Source organism: Burkholderia sp. BCC1999, from assembly GCF_905339975.1.
Classification (GTDB): Bacteria; Pseudomonadota; Gammaproteobacteria; order Burkholderiales; family Burkholderiaceae; genus Burkholderia.
Genome location: NZ_CAJPHP010000028.1, coordinates 19432 through 39455, shown reverse-complemented (window position 1 = coordinate 39455; position 20024 = coordinate 19432). Strand labels below are relative to the sequence as shown.

The window sequence follows — 20024 nt, the reverse complement described above, 5'->3', positions numbered from 1 at the left end:
TTTGCCGAAATCACCAATATTTCATGCGCCGCGATTTACAGTGTCGACCATTGATCGTCTGGGAGCATTATTCATGTCAATGAAACAAATTCGCGCGGCGTTGCTGGGAATGTGCATGGCGATGCTGGCGCCGGCGAGTCACGCGCAGGTGCAGTATTCGACGGACTGGCTCGCGAACACGTACGGCACGCTGGTCTCGCACGTCGGCAACGGCGCGCGCTCGATGTGGGTCGCGCCCGAAGGCGTGATCTACACGGCGTCGCGCTGGGACGAGAACGCGGGCGGCGTCGCGATCTACCAGAACGGTCAGCCGCTCGGCACGATCGGTATCCACGACGAATTCCAGGGCGGGGCGATCACCGGCAATTCGACGTCGCTGTTCGTCGCGCTCGGCTACAACCGCACGTTCGGCAGCGGCTCGGTGGGCCGCTACAACCGAAGCTCGAACCAGCGCGACCTGCGCATCCCGGTCAGCACGTGGACGGGCATTCAGTATGCGGACGTGATCACGGGCCTCGCGACGGGCGGCAACCTGCTGTACGTGAGCGACTTCTACGGCAATCGCGTGCGCGTCTATACGACCGACGGCGTATGGCAGCGCGACATCGGCGTATCGGGACCGGGCGCGCTGGCGCTCGATGCGGCCGGCAACCTGTGGGTCGCGCGCAAGAGTGCGGGCGTCGTCGCGCAGTTCAGCGCGACCGGCGCCGCGATGAGCACGATCCAGATGGCGGCCGGCGCGCGGCCGGCGTCGCTCTTCTTCGATGCTTCGCTGGGCCGGTTGATGGTGGGCGACGAAGGGCCCGACATGAACATCAAGGTCTACACCGGGCTGCTCGGCTTGCCCGTACAGGTCGGCACGTTCGGCGTGCAGGGCGGCTATCTCGACACGACGACGGGCATCAAGGGGCAGGTCGGCGACAAGCGCTTCACGCGCGTCGCCGCGCTCGGCAAGGATTCGGCCGGTAACCTGTACGTGCTGAACAATGCCTGGGGCGGCGGCTGGGATCTCGGCCGCAACGGCAGCACCGACCTCCATTCGTACAGCCCGACGGGCGCGCTGCAGTGGAAGCTGCAGGCGCTGAACTTCGAGGGGATCGCCGCGCCCGATCCGGTGACGGACGGCACGTTGTTCTACAGCGGCAACAACGTATATACGGGCTCGGCGGGCGGTACGTTCGTCGCGAACACGGTCGACCCGTTCACCTATCCGAAGGACCCGCGCCTCGACATGAACGACTACCAGCGCGGCCAGCACTTCGGCCAGGTCGTGAACGTCGGCGGCAACCGGATCCTCGTCGCGTCGGGCCAGAACCCCGGCAACTTCAACTTCTATTACTTCAACACCGCGAGCGGCTATATCGCGATTCCGGCCGGTTCGCTGCCGGGCAAGCCGTTCAACACGACGCTGCAGGTGACGGCCGGTTTCGACATCGACGGCAACGGCGACGTGTGGGCCGGGTTGAACGGATCGAACGTGATTGCGCGCTACCCGATGACGGGCTTCGACGCGACCGGCAAGCCGTCGTGGGGCAAGGCGACGACGACGCCCGTGCCAACTAGCGTCGCGCCGGTCACGCGCATCATCTACCAGGCCGACAGCGACACGATGATCCTCGCGCAGGGTCTGGCGGGCAACTGGGACTGGACCGCGATGAACGGGCACATCGAGGTCTATCACGGCTGGAAGAACGGCAACACGAACGCGCCGAACCCGGTGATCAACCTGACGAGCGCGAACCCGAAGTCGATCGCGGCGGCCGGCCACTACCTGTTCGTCGGCTATGTGCACACGGTGCCGAACATCGATGTGTTCGACCTGAACACCGGTGCGCTCGTCACGACGCTGACGAATTCGAACACGTCGGCGATGGATGTCGGCAACGACGTCGACTCGATGTACGGTGTGCGCGCGTACCTTCGCTCGACCGGCGAGTACGTGATCACGAAGGACAACTACAACGGGTCGAGCATCGTCGTGTATCGCTGGCATCCGTGACCGAGTCGGCCGCGCCTGCCGCGCCGGCCGACTCGACCGGCGCGGCCGATCGTCACGGCGCGCCGAGCACGCGGCCGTTCACGCTGCGTCCGTACATCGAGTCGGGCGAATCGTGGAACTTCGCGCGTGTGTCCTGCACGGAGCCCGTGAAGCGTGGGTCCTGCGGGCGTTCGTGGCTGTCCATGAAGGTCGCGACGTCCCACGCTTCCTGATCGGTCAACGTGCCGCCGAGCCCGAGCGGCATGTTCGCCTTGATGAAGCCGGCTGCGTTGCGGATGTCGCCCATCCCCGCGCCCCAGTTGAACGAGCGCGCGCCCCACAGTGCCGGGAACGCCGGCTTGCCGCCGCTCGACTGACCCTGACCGTCCGCGCCGTGACACAGCGCGCAGTGCTGCGTGTAGACGGCTGCGCCGCGTGTGTAGTCGGCTTTCTGCGCGGGCGGCGGCAATTTCGGGAATCCCTGGCCCGGCAGCTTCGTGCCGACCGGCGCGCCCTTCGCAAGCCAGTACGAATACGTCTCGAGCGCGACGAGGATCGGGTCGCCGGCCGGCGGCGCCTTGCCGTTCATGCTGTAGCGGAAGCACCCCTGCAGGCGTTCGGAGAACGTGTTCACGTGGCCGTTCTTGCTGCGGTACGCCGGATACAGCAGGTATGCGGCCCACATCGGGCTCGAATCGGGCCGGCGTCCGGCGTCGAGGTGACAGCTCGCACAGGTCAGCTTGTTGCCGACGTACTTGCCCGCGAACTCGGGCGTGTGCAGGAAGATCTGTTCGCCGAGCTTCACGGTCTTGCCGAAGTCGTCGGCAGGGATCGCCGATTCGGGCGGCGGCGTGAACGGCCTGGGCGCCGGCGCGGCGGCGGGGGCGGTCGCGGGCGAGGACGCGGCGGCCGGTGCGTCCTGCGGGGTCGCCGCGAACGCGAGCGCAGGCAACCAGGCCATGCCGAGCAACGTCGCGCGGGCGTGGCGGATCAGCGTCGTGCGGTCGATCATCGCTTGTCTCCTTGTGCGGCGCCGCCGCGCGCATAGTAGGCGGCCACCGCGTCGATGTCGGCGTCGGACAGCTTGCCGGCGATCATCGGCATCAATCCCATTGGCCCGGGCGGACGCGTGCCGTGTTTCCAGCCGTTCAACTGGCCGGCGACATACGCGGCCGGCTGGCCCGCGAGCGGCGGAAACGCGGTGCCGACGCCAAGGCCGCCGGGGCCGTGACATTGGGCGCACGCGGGCAGGCCCTGCGACCAGCGCCCGCGCGTGGCGAGCCACGCACCGGTGTTCGCCGGATCGATCGAGGCATCGTCGGGCGTGAAGACGCTGGCCGGCGCGGGCAGGCTCGCGAAGTACGCGGAGACGGCGTCGCGCTCGTGCGGCGACAGCAGCTTCGAGAGCGGCTGCATGATCGGGTTCTGGCGGCTGCCGTCCGCGAACGCGGCAAGCTGCGCGGACAGGTACGCGGCGTTGGTGCCCGCGAGGCGCGGGAAGCCGGCCGCCGCGTTGCCTTCGCCCTGGCTGCCGTGGCAGCCGATGCAGGCGGCCACGCCCGTCGCCGTGCCCTGCGTCGCGATCGTCTTGCCGGACGTTGCGTCCTCCGCGTGCGCGTGGCCGGCCAGCAGCGCGGCGGCGGCGAGCAGCAGCGGCGCGAACCGGCGTCGCGATGGTGCTCGCGGTGTATCGACCGTATCGTTCACGTGTCCCCCTCCTTGTTGTATGTGGTGTGCGCCCCGTGCGGCGGCGCGACCGGCGGTCAGCCGGCGGCGGGCCCGTCCTGCTGCGGCGCGAGGTGCTGCGTCGGCCGCGTCGCATCGTATCGGCCGAAACCGTAGCGCTCGAAGATCCGGAACGCTTCCGGCGACCGGATGAACGCGAGCCACGCGCGCGCGGCTTCCGGATGCGGCGCGTCCTTCACCATCGCGCCGGCATAGATCGCCGTCGTATTCTGCGCGGCCGGAATGTCGATGTGCATCAGCGGATGCCCGACCTGTTCCTGGAACGCCGCTTCGGATTGCCACAGCACGCCCGCGTCCGCGCGCCCCTGCATCAGGAACAGCGCGGTTTCCCGATGATGGATGTGCGTGAGTTCGGTCGTGCCGGCGCGCACCTTGTCGTCGTAGACGGCGCGTGCGAGCGTATCGCCGCCGGCCTTCACGAGCGACGCGCGGATCTGCCGCGCGACGCCTTCGAATGCCGGGTTCGGCATCGCGAGCTTCACGTCGGCGCGCGCGAGATCGTTCAGCGACGCGATGCGCTTCGGATTGCCGGCGCGCACCAGGATCGTCAGCTGGTTCGTCACGTACGGCACGGCCGGGCCCGTGAGCGTGCCGTCCGCGATCAGGCCGTCGATCTTGCCGAGCCCCGCGAAATACGCGTCGGGCTTGACCGTCCACGTCATGTTGCCGACGGTGATCGTGCCGCCGGCCTGGATCTGCTTCACGAGCAGCCCGGGCGGGATCGTTTCCCAGTAGATGCGGCCACGGTACTCGGGATGGTCCTCCTCGAATTTCGCGACGAGCGGCGCCATCGCGAAGAAGTAGTTGCCGCCGACGTACAGCACGAGCTTCGGTGCGGTGAGGTCGCCGTGGAAATCGGCGAGCACGTCGACTTGCGGCACCGTGAATTCGAGGCCGCGATGGATCGCGTCGTTGTTGCGGCCGTCTTGCCAGGGCGGAAAGACGGTCGCGTCGGTGGTGGCGGGTGCGGCGAGCGCAAGCGCCGACGCACCGCACAGCCAGGCAGCCAGCGCGGCCCGCAGCGTGCGCCGGCGGCGGCGCGACTGCGATTGCAATAGCGGTTTCGTTTGGATCGGTGTCATCGCGGCTCTCATTTCGCGTACGTGAAACCGGCCTGCTGCAGCTCTGGCAGCGTGCCGACCGCGCCCGGCGTGACGATTGCCGACGGGATCACGTGGTTGGTCAGGTCGGCCGCGAGCGCGTCGAGCGGCAGCTTGTCCGGGTTCGCATTTGCGCTGTCGAGCCGTTCCGCGAGTTCCCAGATCGCGTTGTGGCACGACAGGAACACGACGCCGCGCTGCTGTAGCGCGGCGAGGCTGTTGTCATGCGACGAGAATGCGCCGTCGGGCGCTTCATGGTCCTGCACGCCTTTCGATTGCGCGGGCTTTGCGTCGAGCAGCGTGTTGGCCGGGAACGCGGCGCCGGCGAATTTCGCGAGGCCGTATTTGTTCCACGCGGCCTGGTCGAACAGCGCGAGATGCGCGCTGCCGTGCGTGGCCGACACGACGAGGAAATCCGGATGACGGTAGGACCAGATCTGCGCGTTCAGTGAATTGCGCATCAGGTTCAGCCACGGGCCGCCGAGTTCGGTGTTGTCCCACACCTGCTTCGGGCCGCCGCGATAGCCGATCACTTCGGCGAGCGCCGCGTGATCCCACTGGTCGAGGTGCTCGAGGATCATCGGCACCGTCTTGAAGTCGCGCCGTCTCGGCGCGGCCGCGAGGCGGCGCGTGAGGTCGGCGAGGCGCGCGGCGCCGCCAGGCAGCAGCGTGGCGGTGTCAGGCGCCGCGGCGTGAGCCTGGCGCGTGGCGGCGAGCAGTGCGGTGCCGGCCGCGAGGCCGAGTGTCTTGAGCGCGCCTCGGCGCGCGTGCCGGTCGGACATGGGGTATCTCCCGGAATCGTTTTTGTGGGGGCGCGTTGCCGTGCGGCGGCGCGGCGTCACGATCGCGTAGCCAGTCTAGAGGCGCGCGATCGATCCCGGAAATCGCGATATCGGATGGGAGATATTCGAAGGTCTGATGATTGACCCGGAGGCAGGCGCCGCTGCGTGGCGCGGCGGTATGGAGGGGCAGGGGGATGCGCGGCCGACGGATGCCGTTCTGCGTCGGCCGCGCGGGTGCGTCAGAACGACACCGTCGTCGTCAGCGTAACGAGCCGCGGCTCGCCGACCGCGACGATCAGGTTGTTGTTGCTCGACGGGTAGTAGGTCTTGTCGAGCAGATTCTTCACGTTGAGCTGAAAGCGCGTCGGGAACTTGCCGATCGTCGTTTCGTACGCCGCGAACGCGTCGACGGTCACGTAGCCGGGCAGCGTGAAGCTGTTTGCGGTGTCGCCGGAGCGTGCGCCGACCAGGCGCGCACCGCCGCCGAAGCGCCAGCGGCCGGGCAGGTTTGCGATGGCCGTGTCGTACACGGCGAACAGGCTGCCCGTGTGGCGCGCGACGTTGACGAGCGGCGTGTTGCTGTCGCGATCGGTCGCATTCGTATATGCATAGCTGCCGATCACGCTCAGGTGGCGGGTGATTTGCCCGGCCACGTCGAGCTCGATCCCGCGCGAGCGCGCGGTGCCGATGGTCGACGTGATGTCGCCGACCGTGACCGCGACGTTGCGCTTGTCGATCTGGTAGACCGCGAGCGTGCCGGTGATCGCGGGCTTCAGGCTGAACTTCAGCCCGGCCTCGAGCACGCGGCCGTATTCCGGCGCGAGCGGCGCGGCGACGTTCGTTGCGACGTTCGGCTTGAACGAGCGGCTCACGTTCGCGTAGGCGGTCAGCGCCGGCGTCAGCGCATACGCGAGCCCGAACTGCGGCAGCCAGACGCTGCCGCGCGAACGGTCGGCGAACACGAACGGCCGCCCCATTCCCGATTCCTGCTGCCAGTTTTCCCAGCGCAGCCCGCCCACCGCGGTGAGGCGGTCGGTGATCTTCACCGAATCCTGCACGATCGTCGAATAGGCATGCACGACCGAGCGCGAATCGCTTTGTTTCGCGTTGGGCGTGCCGCCCGCCGCGAGCAGGCCATACACGGGATCGTAGAGATTGAAGCCGGTCGTCGCCTTGCCGCGGATCGTGTCGCCGCGAAAGCTGCGCTGTCGCTCGTATTCGCCGCCGATGTAGATCGCGTGGTTCATCCCCGCGAGCGTCACGTTGCCGAGCAGGCCGAGCGTCGCGATCTGGTCGGAATCGTTGCGTCCGAGGTTCGCATCGGACGAGCGCATCATCGCGCCGGTCTTGCTGTTGAACGCGGTGGCGCGCGTGATGGTCTGGTCGTAGCGGTCGCGGCCCCAGCCGTAGGTTGCGCGCACGCGCCATGCCTCGGAGAAGCGGTGCTCGATGCGCGTACGCAGCGTTTCCTGGATGCCGCTGCTTTGCGACCACGCCTCCTCGTAGCGGCGATAGCGCAGCGCGTCGTCGAGCTGGCCGTTCACGAGCACGGTGCCGCGATCGAACGGCATCGTGTAGTCGACGTACTGGTAGCTGACGTCGATCGACGTGTTCGCGTCGTGCCACGACAGCGCGGGCGCGATCAGCGCGTTGCGTTCGCGGCCGAAGCTGCGCCAGTAGCGGCTCGTGTCGTATTCGCCGGTCAGCCGGAACGCGAGCGTGCCGCCCGCGACCTGGCCCGGCTTGCCGAGCGGGCCCGTGAGATCGAACTGCGCGCTGCTGCCGCCGTGACTCGTGCGCGATGCGGAGATCGACCCGCCGAACGTGTCTTCCGGCTTGCGCGTGACGAGGTTGATCACGCCGCCCGGATCCTGCATCCCGTACAGCAGCGAGGCCGGGCCTTTCAGCACCTCGACGCGGTCGATCGTCGCGAGATAGCTGTGCAGCACCGGCGTGCGCACGCCGTCGACGAGCACCGAGCCGTCGTTGTTCGACCCGAAGCCGCGCTTGATGAACGCGTCGCGCGTGCCGCCGAGCGTGTTCGTCTGCGTGACGCCGCTGATGTTGCCGAGCACGTCGTCGAGCGAGCGCGCCTGCTGGTCCTGCATCACGCTGCTGCTGACCACCGCGACCGATTGCGGAATCTCCTTCAGCGAACGGTCGTCGCCGCCCGCGATGCTGGTGGTGCGCGGCTGGTAGCCGACCGTCGGGTCGACGGCCGACGATGCGTTGACGCTGATCACCGGGAGTTCTTGCCCGGCGGGCGTCGTGGGAGTCGATGCGGGTGCGACGGGTTCGGCGCTGGCCGCATGCGCGCCGCTCGCGGCGCACAGGGTGATCAGGACAGGCAGGCTTGCGCGCCACGGACGCAGGGTCCGGGCGCGGCGGGGCGTTCGACGGGATGGCATGAATCGAGGCAGGATGGAGTACTAAGGATCGTGTCGCGAGCCGCGGCGTTTTGTTGCGGCCAGGTTGCGCATAATATATGTAATGAGAATCATTTGCAATTGTAAAGGGATATCCGGCAGCGTCCGGGCCTCGGTTGCCGGGCCGCCGGCCGTCTGCTACCGTAACGGCCAAAATCAGACGCAGTGAAATTCAATGAGAGAACCGGGGGCCGCACCATGTCATCGTCCTGTCACGTCGCGTTCCGCGCGGCGCCAAGCACCGCGCACGACCATGCGGGTGACGAAGTGATCGCAGCCGTATTCCGCCATTCGAACGATTAAAGCAACGGAAGCGAATTCATCCGGCGTTGCGCCGGGCTTCAATCACTTCAACCACCACGCTGGACGGGAGACCAACCCATGAAAAAGATTTCCGCGCCGTTCGCGGCGGCCGCGCTTGCGGCATGCACGCTGCTGGCGGGCGTTCACCAGGCTGCTTGCGCGGCTTCGGACGCCGAACCCGCGATCGCCGCGCATTACGGCGCCGTGATCGAGGCCTATACGCAGGACATGGCCGCCGCGAAGGCGAAATACGACGGCAAGCGCCTCGCGTTCGTCGGCGCCGTGATCCGGATGGGCGGCGACCCGGGCGGCACCTACTTCGGCGCGCTGACGGCCGACGGCGAGCAGTTCGACACGCATTTCGACGTGGCCGACCAGGATGCGCTGAAGCCGAAATTCCCCGGCGGCGAGATCAAGCCGTTCGTCACGTCGTCGGCGTTCCGCTTCAGCTGCGTGAACGAGGGCTATATCGACGCGCCGGTGCTGCCGGGGTTGAAGCTCTCGCATTGCCGGCTCGCCGATTGAGGATGCGCTGGTGCGGTGTCCGGCGTTCAGAACTTCTGCTGGATGCCGGCCATCACGCCGAGCTGGTTCATCCCGGTGCCGACCGTCCCGCCCGCGGCGACCGCGTTCGCGGCCAGCTTGCTGTTGAACATGTAGCCCGCCGACGTATAGACGGTCGTCCGCTTCGACAGGAAATAGTTCGCGCGTCCGACGAGCAGCGTGGCATTCGTGCCGCCTTCGCTGTTCTCGCGGCGTTGCAGGTAGCGGACGCCCTGAAGATCGAGCGCGAGGTAGGGCGTCGCGTAGTACGTGCCCCCGGCGAAAATGATATCGGCCTGCAGGTGTTCGGCCGCCGCGAGGTTGCGGCGGATCCACCCGGCGCCCAGTTTCGCGGGGCCGATCTTCACGTAGCCGGCGACGATGTCGCGCGTGTCGGTGTACGCCGGATTGTTCAGCGGCGCGAGTGCGCCGCCACCGCCGCGCATCACGTCGTGCGACGCGGCGATCCCGAAATTGCTCGCGTCGTACGCGAGCATCGCCGTATATTGGCGGCAAGCGACGATGTCGCCGGGCACCTGTCCGGCGCAGCCCGTCGCTGACGGCCCCGCCGGCCCGGCCGCGTCGCGGCCGAAGCTGTAGGTGGCGCCGAGCGTCACGCCGTGGAACGTACCCTTGTAGCCGATCGCGTTGTCGCTGCGCGCGTTCGGCAGATAGGAGTCGAAATCCGCCATGGAGTGAATCGAAGGGCCGATCACGTCGGCATTGGTCAGCACGATCATCGACATGTTCATCTGGCGGCCGAGGGTCAGCGCGCCGAACGGACTGTTCACGCCGACGTTCGCCTGCCGCCCGAACAGGCGCCCGCCGTAGTTCAGCGCGCCGGTGCCGGGCTGGAAGCCGTTCTCGAGCACGAAGAAGGCCTGGTAGCCGCCGCCGAGATCCTCGGTGCCTCTCAGCCCCCACCGTGACGGCACCTCGCCGGTCAGCGTCGGCACGCCCGTGAACGATCCGCCGTGCGCGGCGTTGTTGTAGTAGGACATGCCGGTATCGATGATCCCGTACAGCGTGACGCTGCTTTGTGCGCAGGCCGGTCCGGCCAGCGCCATCGCCGTCGCGAGTGCGACGCCCAGTTTCGTTTTCATGGCTGTCTCCAAACAGTATGTAGATCTACTTATTGATTTTTTAATGACCCGGACGTATCCGGGATGCCGACGGGTATCGGCAAGACTGCGGGCGTTGCGTGTTACGACATCGCCGGATCGCGTTGCCGGCGAGGTACCGCGGCACGCGTGCCCGCCACGGCGACGGCGATCGCCGCGCCGGCCATCGGCACGAGGAACGCGAGGTAGAGGTGGGAAACGGACCAGCCGTCGTCCAGCAGCGCACCGACCGTCATCGGCGACAGGATTGCGCCGAGGCGGCCGATGCCGACCGCGAGGCCGATGCCGGTCGTGCGGATTTCGGCGGGGTACGGCGTCGGCGACAGCGCATACATGCCGGCCACGCACGCATTGATCACGGCGCCGAGGAACACGCCGACGGTCATCCCGATGCCGAGCGAGCCCGTGTTCGCGCCGAACACGACCATCAGTACGCCGCCGAGCAGCAGCGTCGCGCCGAGCAGGTTGCGCAGGCCGAACCGCGTCGACAGCAGGCTGAAGAGCGACGCGCCCGCAATGCCGCCGAGGTTGAGCAGTACGCCGCCGGTGACGCCCTGCGATGCCGACAGCCCGGCCTGGACCAGCAGCTTCGGCGTCCAGCTCACGACGAAGTAGAAGCTGCCCATCACGAGGAAGAACGCGATCCACAACGCAATCGTGCGGCGCGCAAGCGGTGCGCGCAGCACGGCTGTCCAGCTCGACGAGGGGCTCGCCGTGTCGATGGACGAGGTCGGCAGCGTGTCGATCGGCGCGCGCTTCATTCTCGCGAGGATGCGGTTGATTTTCTGCAGCGCGTTGTCCGGACGCCTCGCCAGCAGGAAGTCGAGCGATTCCGGCAGGAGCGCGAGCACCATCGGGATCGACAGCAAGGTCAGGATGCCGCCGAATGCGAACACGCTGCGCCATCCCCACGTCGACAGCAGGTAGCCGGCGATCACGCCGCCGGCGGTGGCGCCGATCGCGTAGCCGGTCGACTGCATGCCGATCGCGGCGCTGCGCCATTTGTTCGACGCGTACTCGCCGCTGATGACGGTCAGGCTCGCCAGCATGCCGCCGATGCCGAGCCCCGTGTACGCACGCGCGACGGCGAGTTGCAGCGTGCCGTGCGTGGCCGCGCAGGCGAGCATCCCGGTCGAGATCACGGCGAGGCAGAGCAGGATGATGCGGCGGCGGCCGACGCGGTCGGCCAGCGGCGCGATCAGCACCGAGCCGATACCCATGCCGGCCAGCCCGGCACTCAGCAGCAGACCGATTTCCTTGCCGCTCAGTTTCCATTCGGCCGCCAGATGCGGCGCGGCAAACGCGATGGCCAGCACGTCGAAGCCGTCGAGCATGTTCAGCACGACGCAGGCCGTGACCGCCATCGTCTGGAACACGCTCATCGGGGATTCGTCGATCGTATTGCGGATACTTGCGCTCACGTCAAAGATCCTTGAAAAATAGTATGACTAATCAAATTGGATGGAATCGAAGCCACGGTAAAGAATGGGACGAAAGCGAATACGAATGCGTGGGCTGGCGGGCATCCCGGGGCCCGCCAGCCCGCGCGATGCTTACGCGGGTTCGGGTTGCAGCAGCAGCCGCTCGATCACGCGCCGCGCGCGATTGGGGCCCGCGTCGACGTGAATGTCGATCTGGCGGCGGTCCGGAAAGCGCAGATGATTCCGGTATTGCGCTTCGATCACGGTCTTGTCCTCGTCGAACGTCGCGGCGGATTGCTCGATGACCGTTTGCGCGACGCGCTCCACGTCATGTTGCGGATTGGTCGCGACGGTCCAGAAGTAGTGCGTCGTCGTGTCCGTCTCGGGCGTGATGCCGTGGAAGCCGCGCATGTGAAAGCCGCCGCGCGCCGGATCGTGCAGGTCGCCGGTGCCGGCGTCCATTGCGCCGGTCCAGATCCGGATGTGCGACACGTGAAACTCGATTTCCTGCCAGCGATCGACGCGGCCCGCGAACGGCCAGGCGGCGGTGTAGGTCGGCGGCGGATCGGAATCCGGCATCAGGCGAACCAGTTTCACCGTGTCGCCGTCGCTGCCGACGCGGGTTTCCGCGCCCATGTGCAACTGCGCGTTGCCGCCGATCGTTTTCAGATGGACATAGCCGAGGTGGCTGAGGTCCATCAGGTTGTCGTGGATCAGTTGATACGGCGCGTCGTAATGGTAGTTGCCGCCGCCGAACCGGTACTGCGGATCCGCGTGGAACGCGTAGCGTGGCGGTGTGCAGGTCGGTTGAGCGTGCGCATCGGCGCCAATCCAGATCCACACGATCGCGTCCTGCTCGTACACCGGATACGACGACACGCACGCTTTCGCCGGAATCCGCTCCTGGCCGGGAATTTCCACGCATGCGCCGCCGCGGTCGAACAGCAGGCCGTGATAGCCGCAGCGCAGGCCGCGCGCTTCGAGCGAGCCGCACGACAGCGGCAGCGACTTGTGGCAGCAGCGATCCTCCAGCGCGCCGACTTCCCCGGACGGCAACCGGAACAGCACGACCGGACGGTCGAGCAGTGTGCGCGCGACGGGTTTGTCCGTCAGTTCGGACGACAGCGCGGCGACCCACCAGCGGTCCATCGGGAAATTGGTCGTATTGATTGGTGGTCGGGCATGTTGCTCCATTGATCGTCTCCAGTATTGTGGTTGGCCGCCGCGAGTCGGGCGGTCCGTCTGCGGATCTACAGATCGAGTACCAGCAGGTCGCTTCGCGATCGCGAACAGCACGGCATGAACTGGTCGCCGGCCGCCTGTTCCGCCTCGGTGAGATACGAATCGCGATGATCGGGCTCGCCTTCGAGCACGCGCGTCACGCAGGTGCCGCATACGCCTTGCTCGCACGACGTCAGCACGTCGACGCCGTTCGCCGCCAGCGCCGCGATGACCGTGCATTCGGCCGGCACGTCGATCACCTTGCCGCTGCTCGCGATCCGGACCTGGAACGCACGGTCCGCGCCGGACGACGTGACTGCGCCGCCGAAGAACTCGTAGTGCAGCCGCGCTTCTGCCCAGTTGCGCTCGCGCGCGGCGTTCAGCACGGCGTCCATGAAGCCGCGCGGGCCGCATACGTACAGGTGCGTGCCTTCGGGCGCGGCGGCGAGCACGGCGGCGAGGTCGAAACGTTGCTCGGGAGCACCGTCGTCGACATGGAAGCGGGTGCGATCGTGAAACCCGGCCGTGTTGATGCGCTCGACGAACGCCATGCGCTCGGTCGAGCGCGCGCAGTAGTGCAGGTCGAACGGTATGCCCGACGAGAACAACCGTTCCGCCATGCTGAGGATCGGCGTGACGCCGATCCCGCCCGCGAGCAACAGGTGGTGCGGGGCGTCGGGGGCGAGCGGAAATTGATTGCGCGGCACGCCGATCCGCACGGTATCGCCTTGCCGGACTTCGTCGTGAATGGCGCGCGACCCGCCGCGGCCGTCGGCATCGCGCAGCACGGCGATCTGATAACGATCGCCGTGCTCCGGGTGGTTGCACAGCGAATACTGGCGCACGAAGCCACCGGGCAGATGCACGTCGATATGGGCGCCGGCGTCGAAGCGCGGCAACGGCGAGCCGTCATCGCTGACGAATTCGAAGCCGCAGATGTCGCGCGCTTCCTGCCATTTGCGGGCCACCCGCACGGTAAGGGTCGGGGCGCTCATGACGCCTCCCTGACAGGCGCAATCGGGATCACGGGCCGCTGCGGACGCGAAACGTTTTCGTCGGCGAGCAGGCGTTCGATCACCTTGCGCGACAGCACGCCGCCGGCGTCGATGTTGAGCTTGAGCAGCTTGCGATCGGGCCACTTTTCCAGGTTGAGCTGCTGGCGTTCGAGCATCTCGAGATCCTCGGCGAAGATCTTGCCCTGGCCTTCGCGGATCTCGGCGGTCAGCGCGTGATCGTCGGGCCGGAAGTTGCGCGCCATGCCCCAGAAGTACCAGATCGAGGTATCCGTCTCGGGCGTGATGAAATCGACCACGATCGACGATGCCTTCAGGTCGGCCGGCGCGTCGTAGCCACCGTGGCCCGCGTGCGCGACGCCGACCTCGATCATCACGTGGCTCGGCGGCGTGAAGCGGCAGATCTGCCAGCGATCGACCGGCACGTCGTCGGCCAGGCCGTTGCCGCGCAACCCCATCTGCCAGAACGGCGGCGGCATCACGTTCTCCATGAAGCGGCTCGTGACGACTTCGTCGCCATGGCTGGTCGTCTTCGGCGGTGCTTCGTCGATTTCTTTCTGGCCGATGCTCGTCGCATGCACGTAGGTTTCGTGCGTGAGGTCCATCAGGTTGTCGATCATCAGCCGGTAGTCGCAACGGATGTGATACAGGCCGCCGCCGTGCGCCCAGGCCGGATCCTCGGCCCACGCCAGCGCAGGCAGCTTGGCCGGATCGGCTTCGGACGCCTCGCCCGGCCAGACCCAGACGAATCCGTACCGCTCGACCACCGGAAAGCTGCGTATCGACGGGAAGCCGCCGACGCGCTGGCCCGGCATGCCGGCCGCCTTGCCGTTGCAGCCCATTTCCAGCCCGTGATAGCCGCACACCAGTACGCCGTCGCGCACGAATCCCAGCGACAGCGGCGCGCCACGGTGCGGGCAGAAATCCTCGAGCGCGGCGACCTGGCCGTCCGCCGCGCGGTAGAACACCATCGATTCGTTGCAGATCTTGCGGCCCAGCGGCTTGCCGTCGATTTCATCGGGCGTGCACGCCACGTACCAAGCATTCTTGAGAAACACGTTCGTCGTCTCCTTCAGGTCGATGCCGCCGGTACGCGGCATCTCTACATTCCGTGTACTGAATGAGATTCAGTGTACTCATTGAGATTGGCTGGAGCAAGGCGAGCGGTATACTGGTTTTCCCGGGAAATGGCGCGAGGCAGCGCCATGCCGTCGGCGCGCGCAACCGGCGCGCGTCGCCTATGTCATCGACTCATTCATGGAAAAAACGAATCCCGCCGACGCGCCGGCTTTCCCGCTCGATCTGTACGACGAACCCGGGCACCTGATCCGGCGCGCACACCAGATCGCGGTTGCGATGTTCTACGAGAAGCTGGGCCGGGACGTGACGCCGGTGCAGTACGCGGTCCTGCGGATGCTTTACGAGTGTCCGGGGCTCGATCAGGTGACGCTCGCGCAGCGGGTGGCGCTCGACACGTCGACGACCGCGGATCTCGCGGTCCGGCTCGAAGCGAAGGGATTGATCGTGCGCGAAGTGCTGCCGCGACGTCAGCGCCGCTTGTTGCTGACGCCGGCTGGCGTCGAACTGCTCACGCACCTGATTCCGTCGGTGAAGGAGTTGCGTGCCGGCCTGTTCGACGGGATGGGAGAGGACGATTCGCAGGAACTGGTGCGCCTGTTGCGCAAGTTCGTCCATTTGAACAACGAGCAGAGCCGCGCGCCGCTGCGCGTCGGCGACGAGTCGTAGCAACCCCGAACCCCGCGACGGCGGGGATGCGGCGACGGGGCGTGCTGCCTGCCGCGCGTCACGCGCGCGTGCTTTCGCCTTCCAGCCGCCGCACGGCTTCCGCCACTTCGTTCCTGAAGCGCACGAGCGCCGCCTGTTCCGGCGCCGGCGGCTGCACGGCGGCCCACAGCATGTCGACCAGTTGCGCGGCCGTCGTTTCCGTATCGAGCTTGCGGTGCCCGAGGATCGCGTCCCACAGCACGTGCTCGATCGGCCCGAACACCATCGAGCGTAGCAGGCTCAGCGGCAGGTCCGCGCGCACCTGCCCGGCCGCCTGGCCACGCGCGAGCACGTCCATCAGCGGCGCGGTGTAGCGGCGCTGCAGCGCGGTGAGCTCGTCGCTCAGCGCGTGCTGCTTCGCGCGGCCTTCCGACAGCACCAGCGCGCACAGCCCCGTGCCGTTCACCAGCATCAGCCGCAGGTGGGTGCGCACGATGAACGCGAACTGCTGCTGCACCGACGCATCCTGCGGCATGCCATGCTCGAACGCGGCGATGATTTCGTCGTACCAGTCGGCGATCACGCGTGCGCACAGCTCGCGCTTGCCGCGGAAGTAGCTGAACACCGTCGCCTCCGACACGCCCACGCGCTGCGCGATCTCGGCGGCCGTCGCATGCTCGTAACCTTTTTCAGCGAACACTTCACGACCGGCGCGCAGAATGTCCTGCACGCGCTGCTGGGATTTGCGCCCGGCGGGCGCGCGCGGCGCGTCGGTGCGGTCGGCTTTGACGGTGTCGGTCATGGTGTCGGCGGTAGCGGCTGTCATGTACGCATGATATCTGAGTGTCACTCAAAAAACTATTGACGCCGCCCCCAACGAGGCGCGAAACTGTGCAAAATTTCCGCTGTATTGGTCAATGAATCGGTGCATTCATTCGATTTGAGCGAAACTCAGAAATCGGTGAGTGCGACACACTTTCTAGAGACGGAGGAGACATGATCAACCTGCCCGGCGTGCAATTCATGCTCGGTGAAGACATCGAGATGCTGCGCGACGCCGTCGCGACGTTTGCGGCGAAGGAAATCACGCCGCGCGCGGCGGAGGTCGACCGCACCGACCAGTTTCCGATGGATCTGTGGAAGAAGTTCGGCGATCTCGGCGTGCTCGGCATGACGGTGGCCGAGGAGTACGGCGGCGCGAACATGGGCTACACCGCGCACATGGTCGCGATGGAAGAGATCTCGCGTGCATCGGCGTCGATCGGCCTGTCGTACGGCGCGCACTCGAACCTGTGCGTGAACCAGATCCACCGCAACGGCACCGAAGCGCAGAAACAGAAATACCTGCCGAAGCTCGTGTCGGGCGAACACATCGGCGCGCTCGCGATGAGCGAGCCGAACGCCGGCTCCGACGTCGTCAGCATGAAGCTGCGCGCCGACAAGCGTGGCGACCGCTACGTGCTGAACGGCACGAAGATGTGGATCACCAACGGCCCCGATTGCGACACGCTCGTCGTCTACGCGAAGACGGACATCGAAGCCAACTCGCGCGGCATTACCGCGTTCATCGTCGAGAAGGGGATGAAGGGCTTCTCGGTCGCGCAGAAGCTCGACAAGCTCGGCATGCGCGGCTCGCACACGGGCGAGCTGGTGTTCCAGGACGTCGAAGTGCCGGAAGAGAACATCCTCGGCCAGTTGAACGGCGGCGTGAAGGTGCTGATGAGCGGCCTCGACTATGAGCGCGCGGTGCTGTCGGGCGGCCCGACCGGCATCATGGCCGCGTGCCTCGACGCCGTGGTGCCGTATATCCACGACCGCAAGCAGTTCGGCCAGTCGATCGGTGAGTTCCAGCTGATCCAGGGCAAGGTCGCCGACATGTACACCACGTTCCAGGCATGCCGCGCCTACCTGTACGCGGTCGGCCGCCATCTCGATTCCGCCGGCAGCGACCACATCCGCCAGGTGCGCAAGGATTGCGCGGGCGTGATCCTCTACACGGCCGAGAAGGCGACGTGGATGGCCGGCGAGGCGATCCAGATCCTCGGCGGCAACGGCTACATCAACGAATACCCGGTCGGGCGCCTGTGGCGCGATGCGAAGCTGTACGAGATCGGCGCAGGCACGAGCGAAATCCGCCGGATGCTGATCGGCCGCGAGCTGTTCGCGGAAACGATGTAACGCCCCACGTCACGCGAACGGAGCCCCGTCGATGCCGATCATCGAATCGAAACTGAACCCGCGTTCGGAAGATTTCCGCACGAATGCCGCCGCGCTCGAGGCGGTCGTCGCCGACTTGCGCGCGAAGATCGAACAGCTTGCGCAGGGCGGCGGCCAGGCCGCGCGCGACAAGCACCTGTCGCGCGGCAAGCTGCTGCCGCGCGACCGCATCGCGCAACTGCTCGATCCGGGCGCGCCGTTCCTCGAGTTCTCGCAGCTCGCCGCGAACGGCATGTACAACGACGACGCGCCGGGCGCGGGCGTCATCACCGGGATCGGCCGGATCGCCGGCCGCGAATGCGTGATCGTGTGCAACGACGCGACGGTCAAGGGCGGCACCTACTACCCGGTCACCGTGAAGAAGCACGTGCGCGCGCAGGAGATCGCCGCGGAAAACCGGCTGCCGTGCGTGTACCTCGTCGATTCGGGCGGTGCGAACCTGCCGAACCAGGACGACGTGTTTCCCGATCGCGACCACTTCGGCCGCATCTTCTTCAACCAGGCGACGATGTCGGCGGCGGGGATCGCGCAGATCGCCGTCGTGATGGGCTCGTGCACGGCCGGCGGCGCGTACGTACCGGCGATGAGCGACGAGTCGATCATCGTGAAGGAGCAGGGCACGATTTTCCTGGGCGGGCCGCCGCTCGTGAAGGCCGCGACCGGCGAGGAAGTCAGCGCCGAGGATCTCGGCGGCGGCGACGTGCATACGCGCCTGTCGGGCGTGGCCGACCATCTCGCGCAGAACGACGCGCATGCGCTGTCGATCGCGCGCAACATCGTCGATCATCTCGCGCCGAAGATCGCGTCGCCCGTGGCGCTGCGCGAGCCGAAGCCGCCGCGCTACGACGCGAAAAGCCTGTACGGCGTGATTCCGGTCGATACGCGCAAGCCGTTCGACGTGCGCGAGGTGATCGCGCGCATCGTCGACGATTCCGAGTTCGACGAATTCAAGGCGCGCTACGGCACGACGCTCGTCACGGGCTTCGCGCACATCTGGGGCCATCCGGTCGGGATCGTCGCGAACAACGGCATCCTGTTTTCCGAATCGGCCGTGAAGGGCGCGCATTTCATCGAGCTGTGCTGCCAGCGCAAGATTCCGCTCGTGTTCCTGCAGAACATCACGGGCTTCATGGTCGGGCGCAAGTACGAGAACGAAGGCATCGCACGGCATGGCGCGAAGATGGTGACGGCCGTGTCGAACGCGAAGGTGCCGAAGTTCACCGTGATCATCGGCGGCTCGTTCGGCGCCGGCAACTACGGGATGTGCGGTCGCGCGTTCGGCCCGCGTTTCCTGTGGATGTGGCCGAACGCGCGCATCTCGGTGATGGGCGGCGAGCAGGCCGCGTCGGTGCTCGCGACGGTGCGTCGCGACGGCATCGAGGCGAAGGGCGGCTCGTGGTCGACCGACGAAGAGGAAGCGTTCAAGCAGCCGATTCGCGACCAGTACGAGCGCCAGGGCCATCCGTATTACGCGAGCGCGCGGCTGTGGGACGACGGCGTGATCGATCCCGCGCAGACGCGCGACGTGCTCGGCCTTGGCCTGGCCGCATCGATGAACGCACCGATCGACGACACGCGCTTCGGCGTGTTCCGCATGTAACGCCCGGGAGGACTGACCGATGCGATACGAAACGATCAAGGTAAGTGAAGCCGGCCGTGTGGCGACCGTCACGCTCGCACGCCCCGACGTGCGCAACGCGTTCAACGAGACGACGATCGCCGAGCTGACCACGGCGTTCGAATGGCTCGATGCGCACGAAGGCGTGCGCGCGATCGTGCTCGCGGCGGAAGGCGCCGCGTTCTGCGCGGGCGCGGACCTGAACTGGATGAAGAAGATGGCCGGTTACTCGGACGACGAGAACCGTGCCGATGCGCGCAAGCTTGCACGGATGCTCGAGGCGATCCATCGCTGCGGCAAGCCGGTGATCGCCCGCGTGCATGGCGATGCCTACGCGGGCGGGGTGGGCCTGGTGGCCGCGGCCGATATCGCGATTGCCGCCGACGGCGTGAAGTTCTGCCTGTCGGAAGCGTGGCTCGGGCTGATTCCCGCGACGATCGCGCCGTACGTCGTGCGTGCGATGGGCGAACGCGCGGCGCGCCGTTACTTCACGACGGCCGAGGTGTTCGACAGTGCGCGTGCAGCATCGCTCGGCTTCATCCACGAAGCAGTGCCGGCCGATGCACTCGACGAAACGGTCGCGAAGCTGGCCGCGACGCTCGTCGCGAACGGCCCCGACGCGGTGAAGGCGTGCAAGCGGCTCGTCGCCGACGTGGCCGGCCGCCCGCTCGACGCGACGCTGATCGAGCAGACCGCCGACTGGATCGCGCGGACCCGCGCCGGCGCGGAAGCGCGCGAAGGGATCGCGTCCTTCCTCGAAAAGCGCACGCCGTCGTGGCGTGAATGATCGCGTGACCCCCACTCTCCGGA

At 67.1% G+C, this 20024-nt stretch carries 17 protein-coding genes; 6 read left to right on the top strand and 11 right to left on the bottom strand.

Annotated elements, in window-relative coordinates; all coding sequences use genetic code 11:
- The first annotated feature begins 73 nt into the window (after positions 1 to 73).
- The gene (locus U5809_RS30360) at positions 74 to 1999 is read left to right on the top strand and encodes an SMP-30/gluconolaconase/LRE-like region family protein (protein ID WP_322089218.1); all 1926 of its coding nucleotides are present in this window, start codon (positions 74 to 76) and stop codon (positions 1997 to 1999) included.
- A 52-nt stretch (positions 2000 to 2051) separates the two neighbouring features.
- On the opposite strand, the gene U5809_RS30355 is transcribed toward U5809_RS30360, so the two are convergent.
- The 5 genes from U5809_RS30355 to U5809_RS30335 form a co-directional block, all read right to left on the bottom strand.
- Positions 2052 to 2990 carry a c-type cytochrome gene (locus tag U5809_RS30355; protein WP_322089217.1) on the bottom strand — a complete coding sequence of 313 codons (939 nt, stop codon included), beginning with the start codon at positions 2988 to 2990 and terminating at the stop codon, positions 2052 to 2054.
- Positions 2987 to 3685, bottom strand: coding sequence for a c-type cytochrome (locus tag U5809_RS30350; protein WP_322089216.1), 699 nt, complete (start codon positions 3683 to 3685; stop codon positions 2987 to 2989). The genes U5809_RS30355 and U5809_RS30350 overlap by 4 nt, the downstream gene beginning before the upstream one ends.
- Before the next feature lie 56 nt (positions 3686 to 3741).
- The gene (locus U5809_RS30345; RefSeq protein WP_322089215.1) at positions 3742 to 4806 is read right to left on the bottom strand and encodes a substrate-binding domain-containing protein; all 1065 of its coding nucleotides are present in this window, start codon (positions 4804 to 4806) and stop codon (positions 3742 to 3744) included.
- Between the two features lie 8 nt (positions 4807 to 4814).
- Positions 4815 to 5606, bottom strand: coding sequence for a transcriptional initiation protein Tat (locus tag U5809_RS30340; RefSeq protein ID WP_322089214.1), 792 nt, complete (start codon positions 5604 to 5606; stop codon positions 4815 to 4817).
- Between the two features lie 239 nt (positions 5607 to 5845).
- Complete coding sequence (locus U5809_RS30335; protein WP_322089213.1) at positions 5846 to 8014, bottom strand: TonB-dependent siderophore receptor; 2169 nt, start codon at positions 8012 to 8014, stop codon at positions 5846 to 5848.
- Between the two features lie 399 nt (positions 8015 to 8413).
- Here U5809_RS30335 and U5809_RS30330 point away from each other — a divergent pair, with 399 nt between their 5' ends.
- Entirely contained in the window at positions 8414 to 8860 is a 447-nt protein-coding gene (locus tag U5809_RS30330; RefSeq protein WP_322089212.1) for a hypothetical protein, read from the top strand.
- Positions 8861 to 8886: 26 nt separating this feature from the next.
- Here U5809_RS30330 and U5809_RS30325 read toward each other — a convergent pair whose 3' ends face one another.
- The 5 genes from U5809_RS30325 to U5809_RS30305 form a co-directional block, all read right to left on the bottom strand.
- Positions 8887 to 9981, bottom strand: a complete 1095-nt coding sequence (locus tag U5809_RS30325; protein WP_322089211.1) for a porin — start codon at positions 9979 to 9981, stop codon at positions 8887 to 8889.
- 101 nt (positions 9982 to 10082) lie between these two features.
- Positions 10083 to 11420: an MFS transporter gene (locus tag U5809_RS30320; RefSeq protein WP_322089210.1), complete on the bottom strand. Its 1338-nt coding sequence runs from the start codon at positions 11418 to 11420 to the stop codon at positions 10083 to 10085.
- A gap of 132 nt (positions 11421 to 11552) precedes the next feature.
- Complete coding sequence (locus tag U5809_RS30315; RefSeq protein WP_322089209.1) at positions 11553 to 12614, bottom strand: Rieske 2Fe-2S domain-containing protein; 1062 nt, start codon at positions 12612 to 12614, stop codon at positions 11553 to 11555.
- A 56-nt stretch (positions 12615 to 12670) separates the two neighbouring features.
- Positions 12671 to 13636, bottom strand: coding sequence for a PDR/VanB family oxidoreductase (locus tag U5809_RS30310; protein WP_322089208.1), 966 nt, complete (start codon positions 13634 to 13636; stop codon positions 12671 to 12673).
- Complete coding sequence (locus U5809_RS30305; protein ID WP_322089262.1) at positions 13633 to 14712, bottom strand: aromatic ring-hydroxylating dioxygenase subunit alpha; 1080 nt, start codon at positions 14710 to 14712, stop codon at positions 13633 to 13635. The genes U5809_RS30310 and U5809_RS30305 overlap by 4 nt, the downstream gene beginning before the upstream one ends.
- Positions 14713 to 14911: 199 nt before the next feature.
- Between U5809_RS30305 and U5809_RS30300 the strand changes: the two genes are divergently transcribed.
- Positions 14912 to 15400, top strand: a complete 489-nt coding sequence (locus tag U5809_RS30300) for a MarR family winged helix-turn-helix transcriptional regulator (protein WP_011354034.1) — start codon at positions 14912 to 14914, stop codon at positions 15398 to 15400.
- A 58-nt stretch (positions 15401 to 15458) separates the two neighbouring features.
- Here the strand turns inward: U5809_RS30300 and U5809_RS30295 are convergent, their stop codons facing one another.
- Positions 15459 to 16205, bottom strand: coding sequence for a TetR/AcrR family transcriptional regulator (locus U5809_RS30295; RefSeq protein ID WP_322089207.1), 747 nt, complete (start codon positions 16203 to 16205; stop codon positions 15459 to 15461).
- Between the two features lie 170 nt (positions 16206 to 16375).
- Between U5809_RS30295 and U5809_RS30290 the strand changes: the two genes are divergently transcribed.
- Genes U5809_RS30290 through U5809_RS30280 form a run of 3 tightly spaced genes read left to right on the top strand, consistent with a single transcriptional unit; the run spans position 16376 to position 20001 of the window.
- Positions 16376 to 17557 (top strand): isovaleryl-CoA dehydrogenase, encoded by a 1182-nt coding sequence (locus U5809_RS30290; protein ID WP_069749126.1) that lies wholly within the window; start codon positions 16376 to 16378, stop codon positions 17555 to 17557.
- 31 nt (positions 17558 to 17588) lie between these two features.
- Positions 17589 to 19196: a carboxyl transferase domain-containing protein gene (locus U5809_RS30285; RefSeq protein WP_322089206.1), complete on the top strand. Its 1608-nt coding sequence runs from the start codon at positions 17589 to 17591 to the stop codon at positions 19194 to 19196.
- A gap of 19 nt (positions 19197 to 19215) precedes the next feature.
- A complete protein-coding gene (locus U5809_RS30280) occupies positions 19216 to 20001 on the top strand; it encodes an enoyl-CoA hydratase/isomerase family protein (protein WP_322089205.1) in 786 nt (261 codons plus the stop codon).
- The last annotated feature ends 23 nt before the right edge of the window (positions 20002 to 20024 follow it).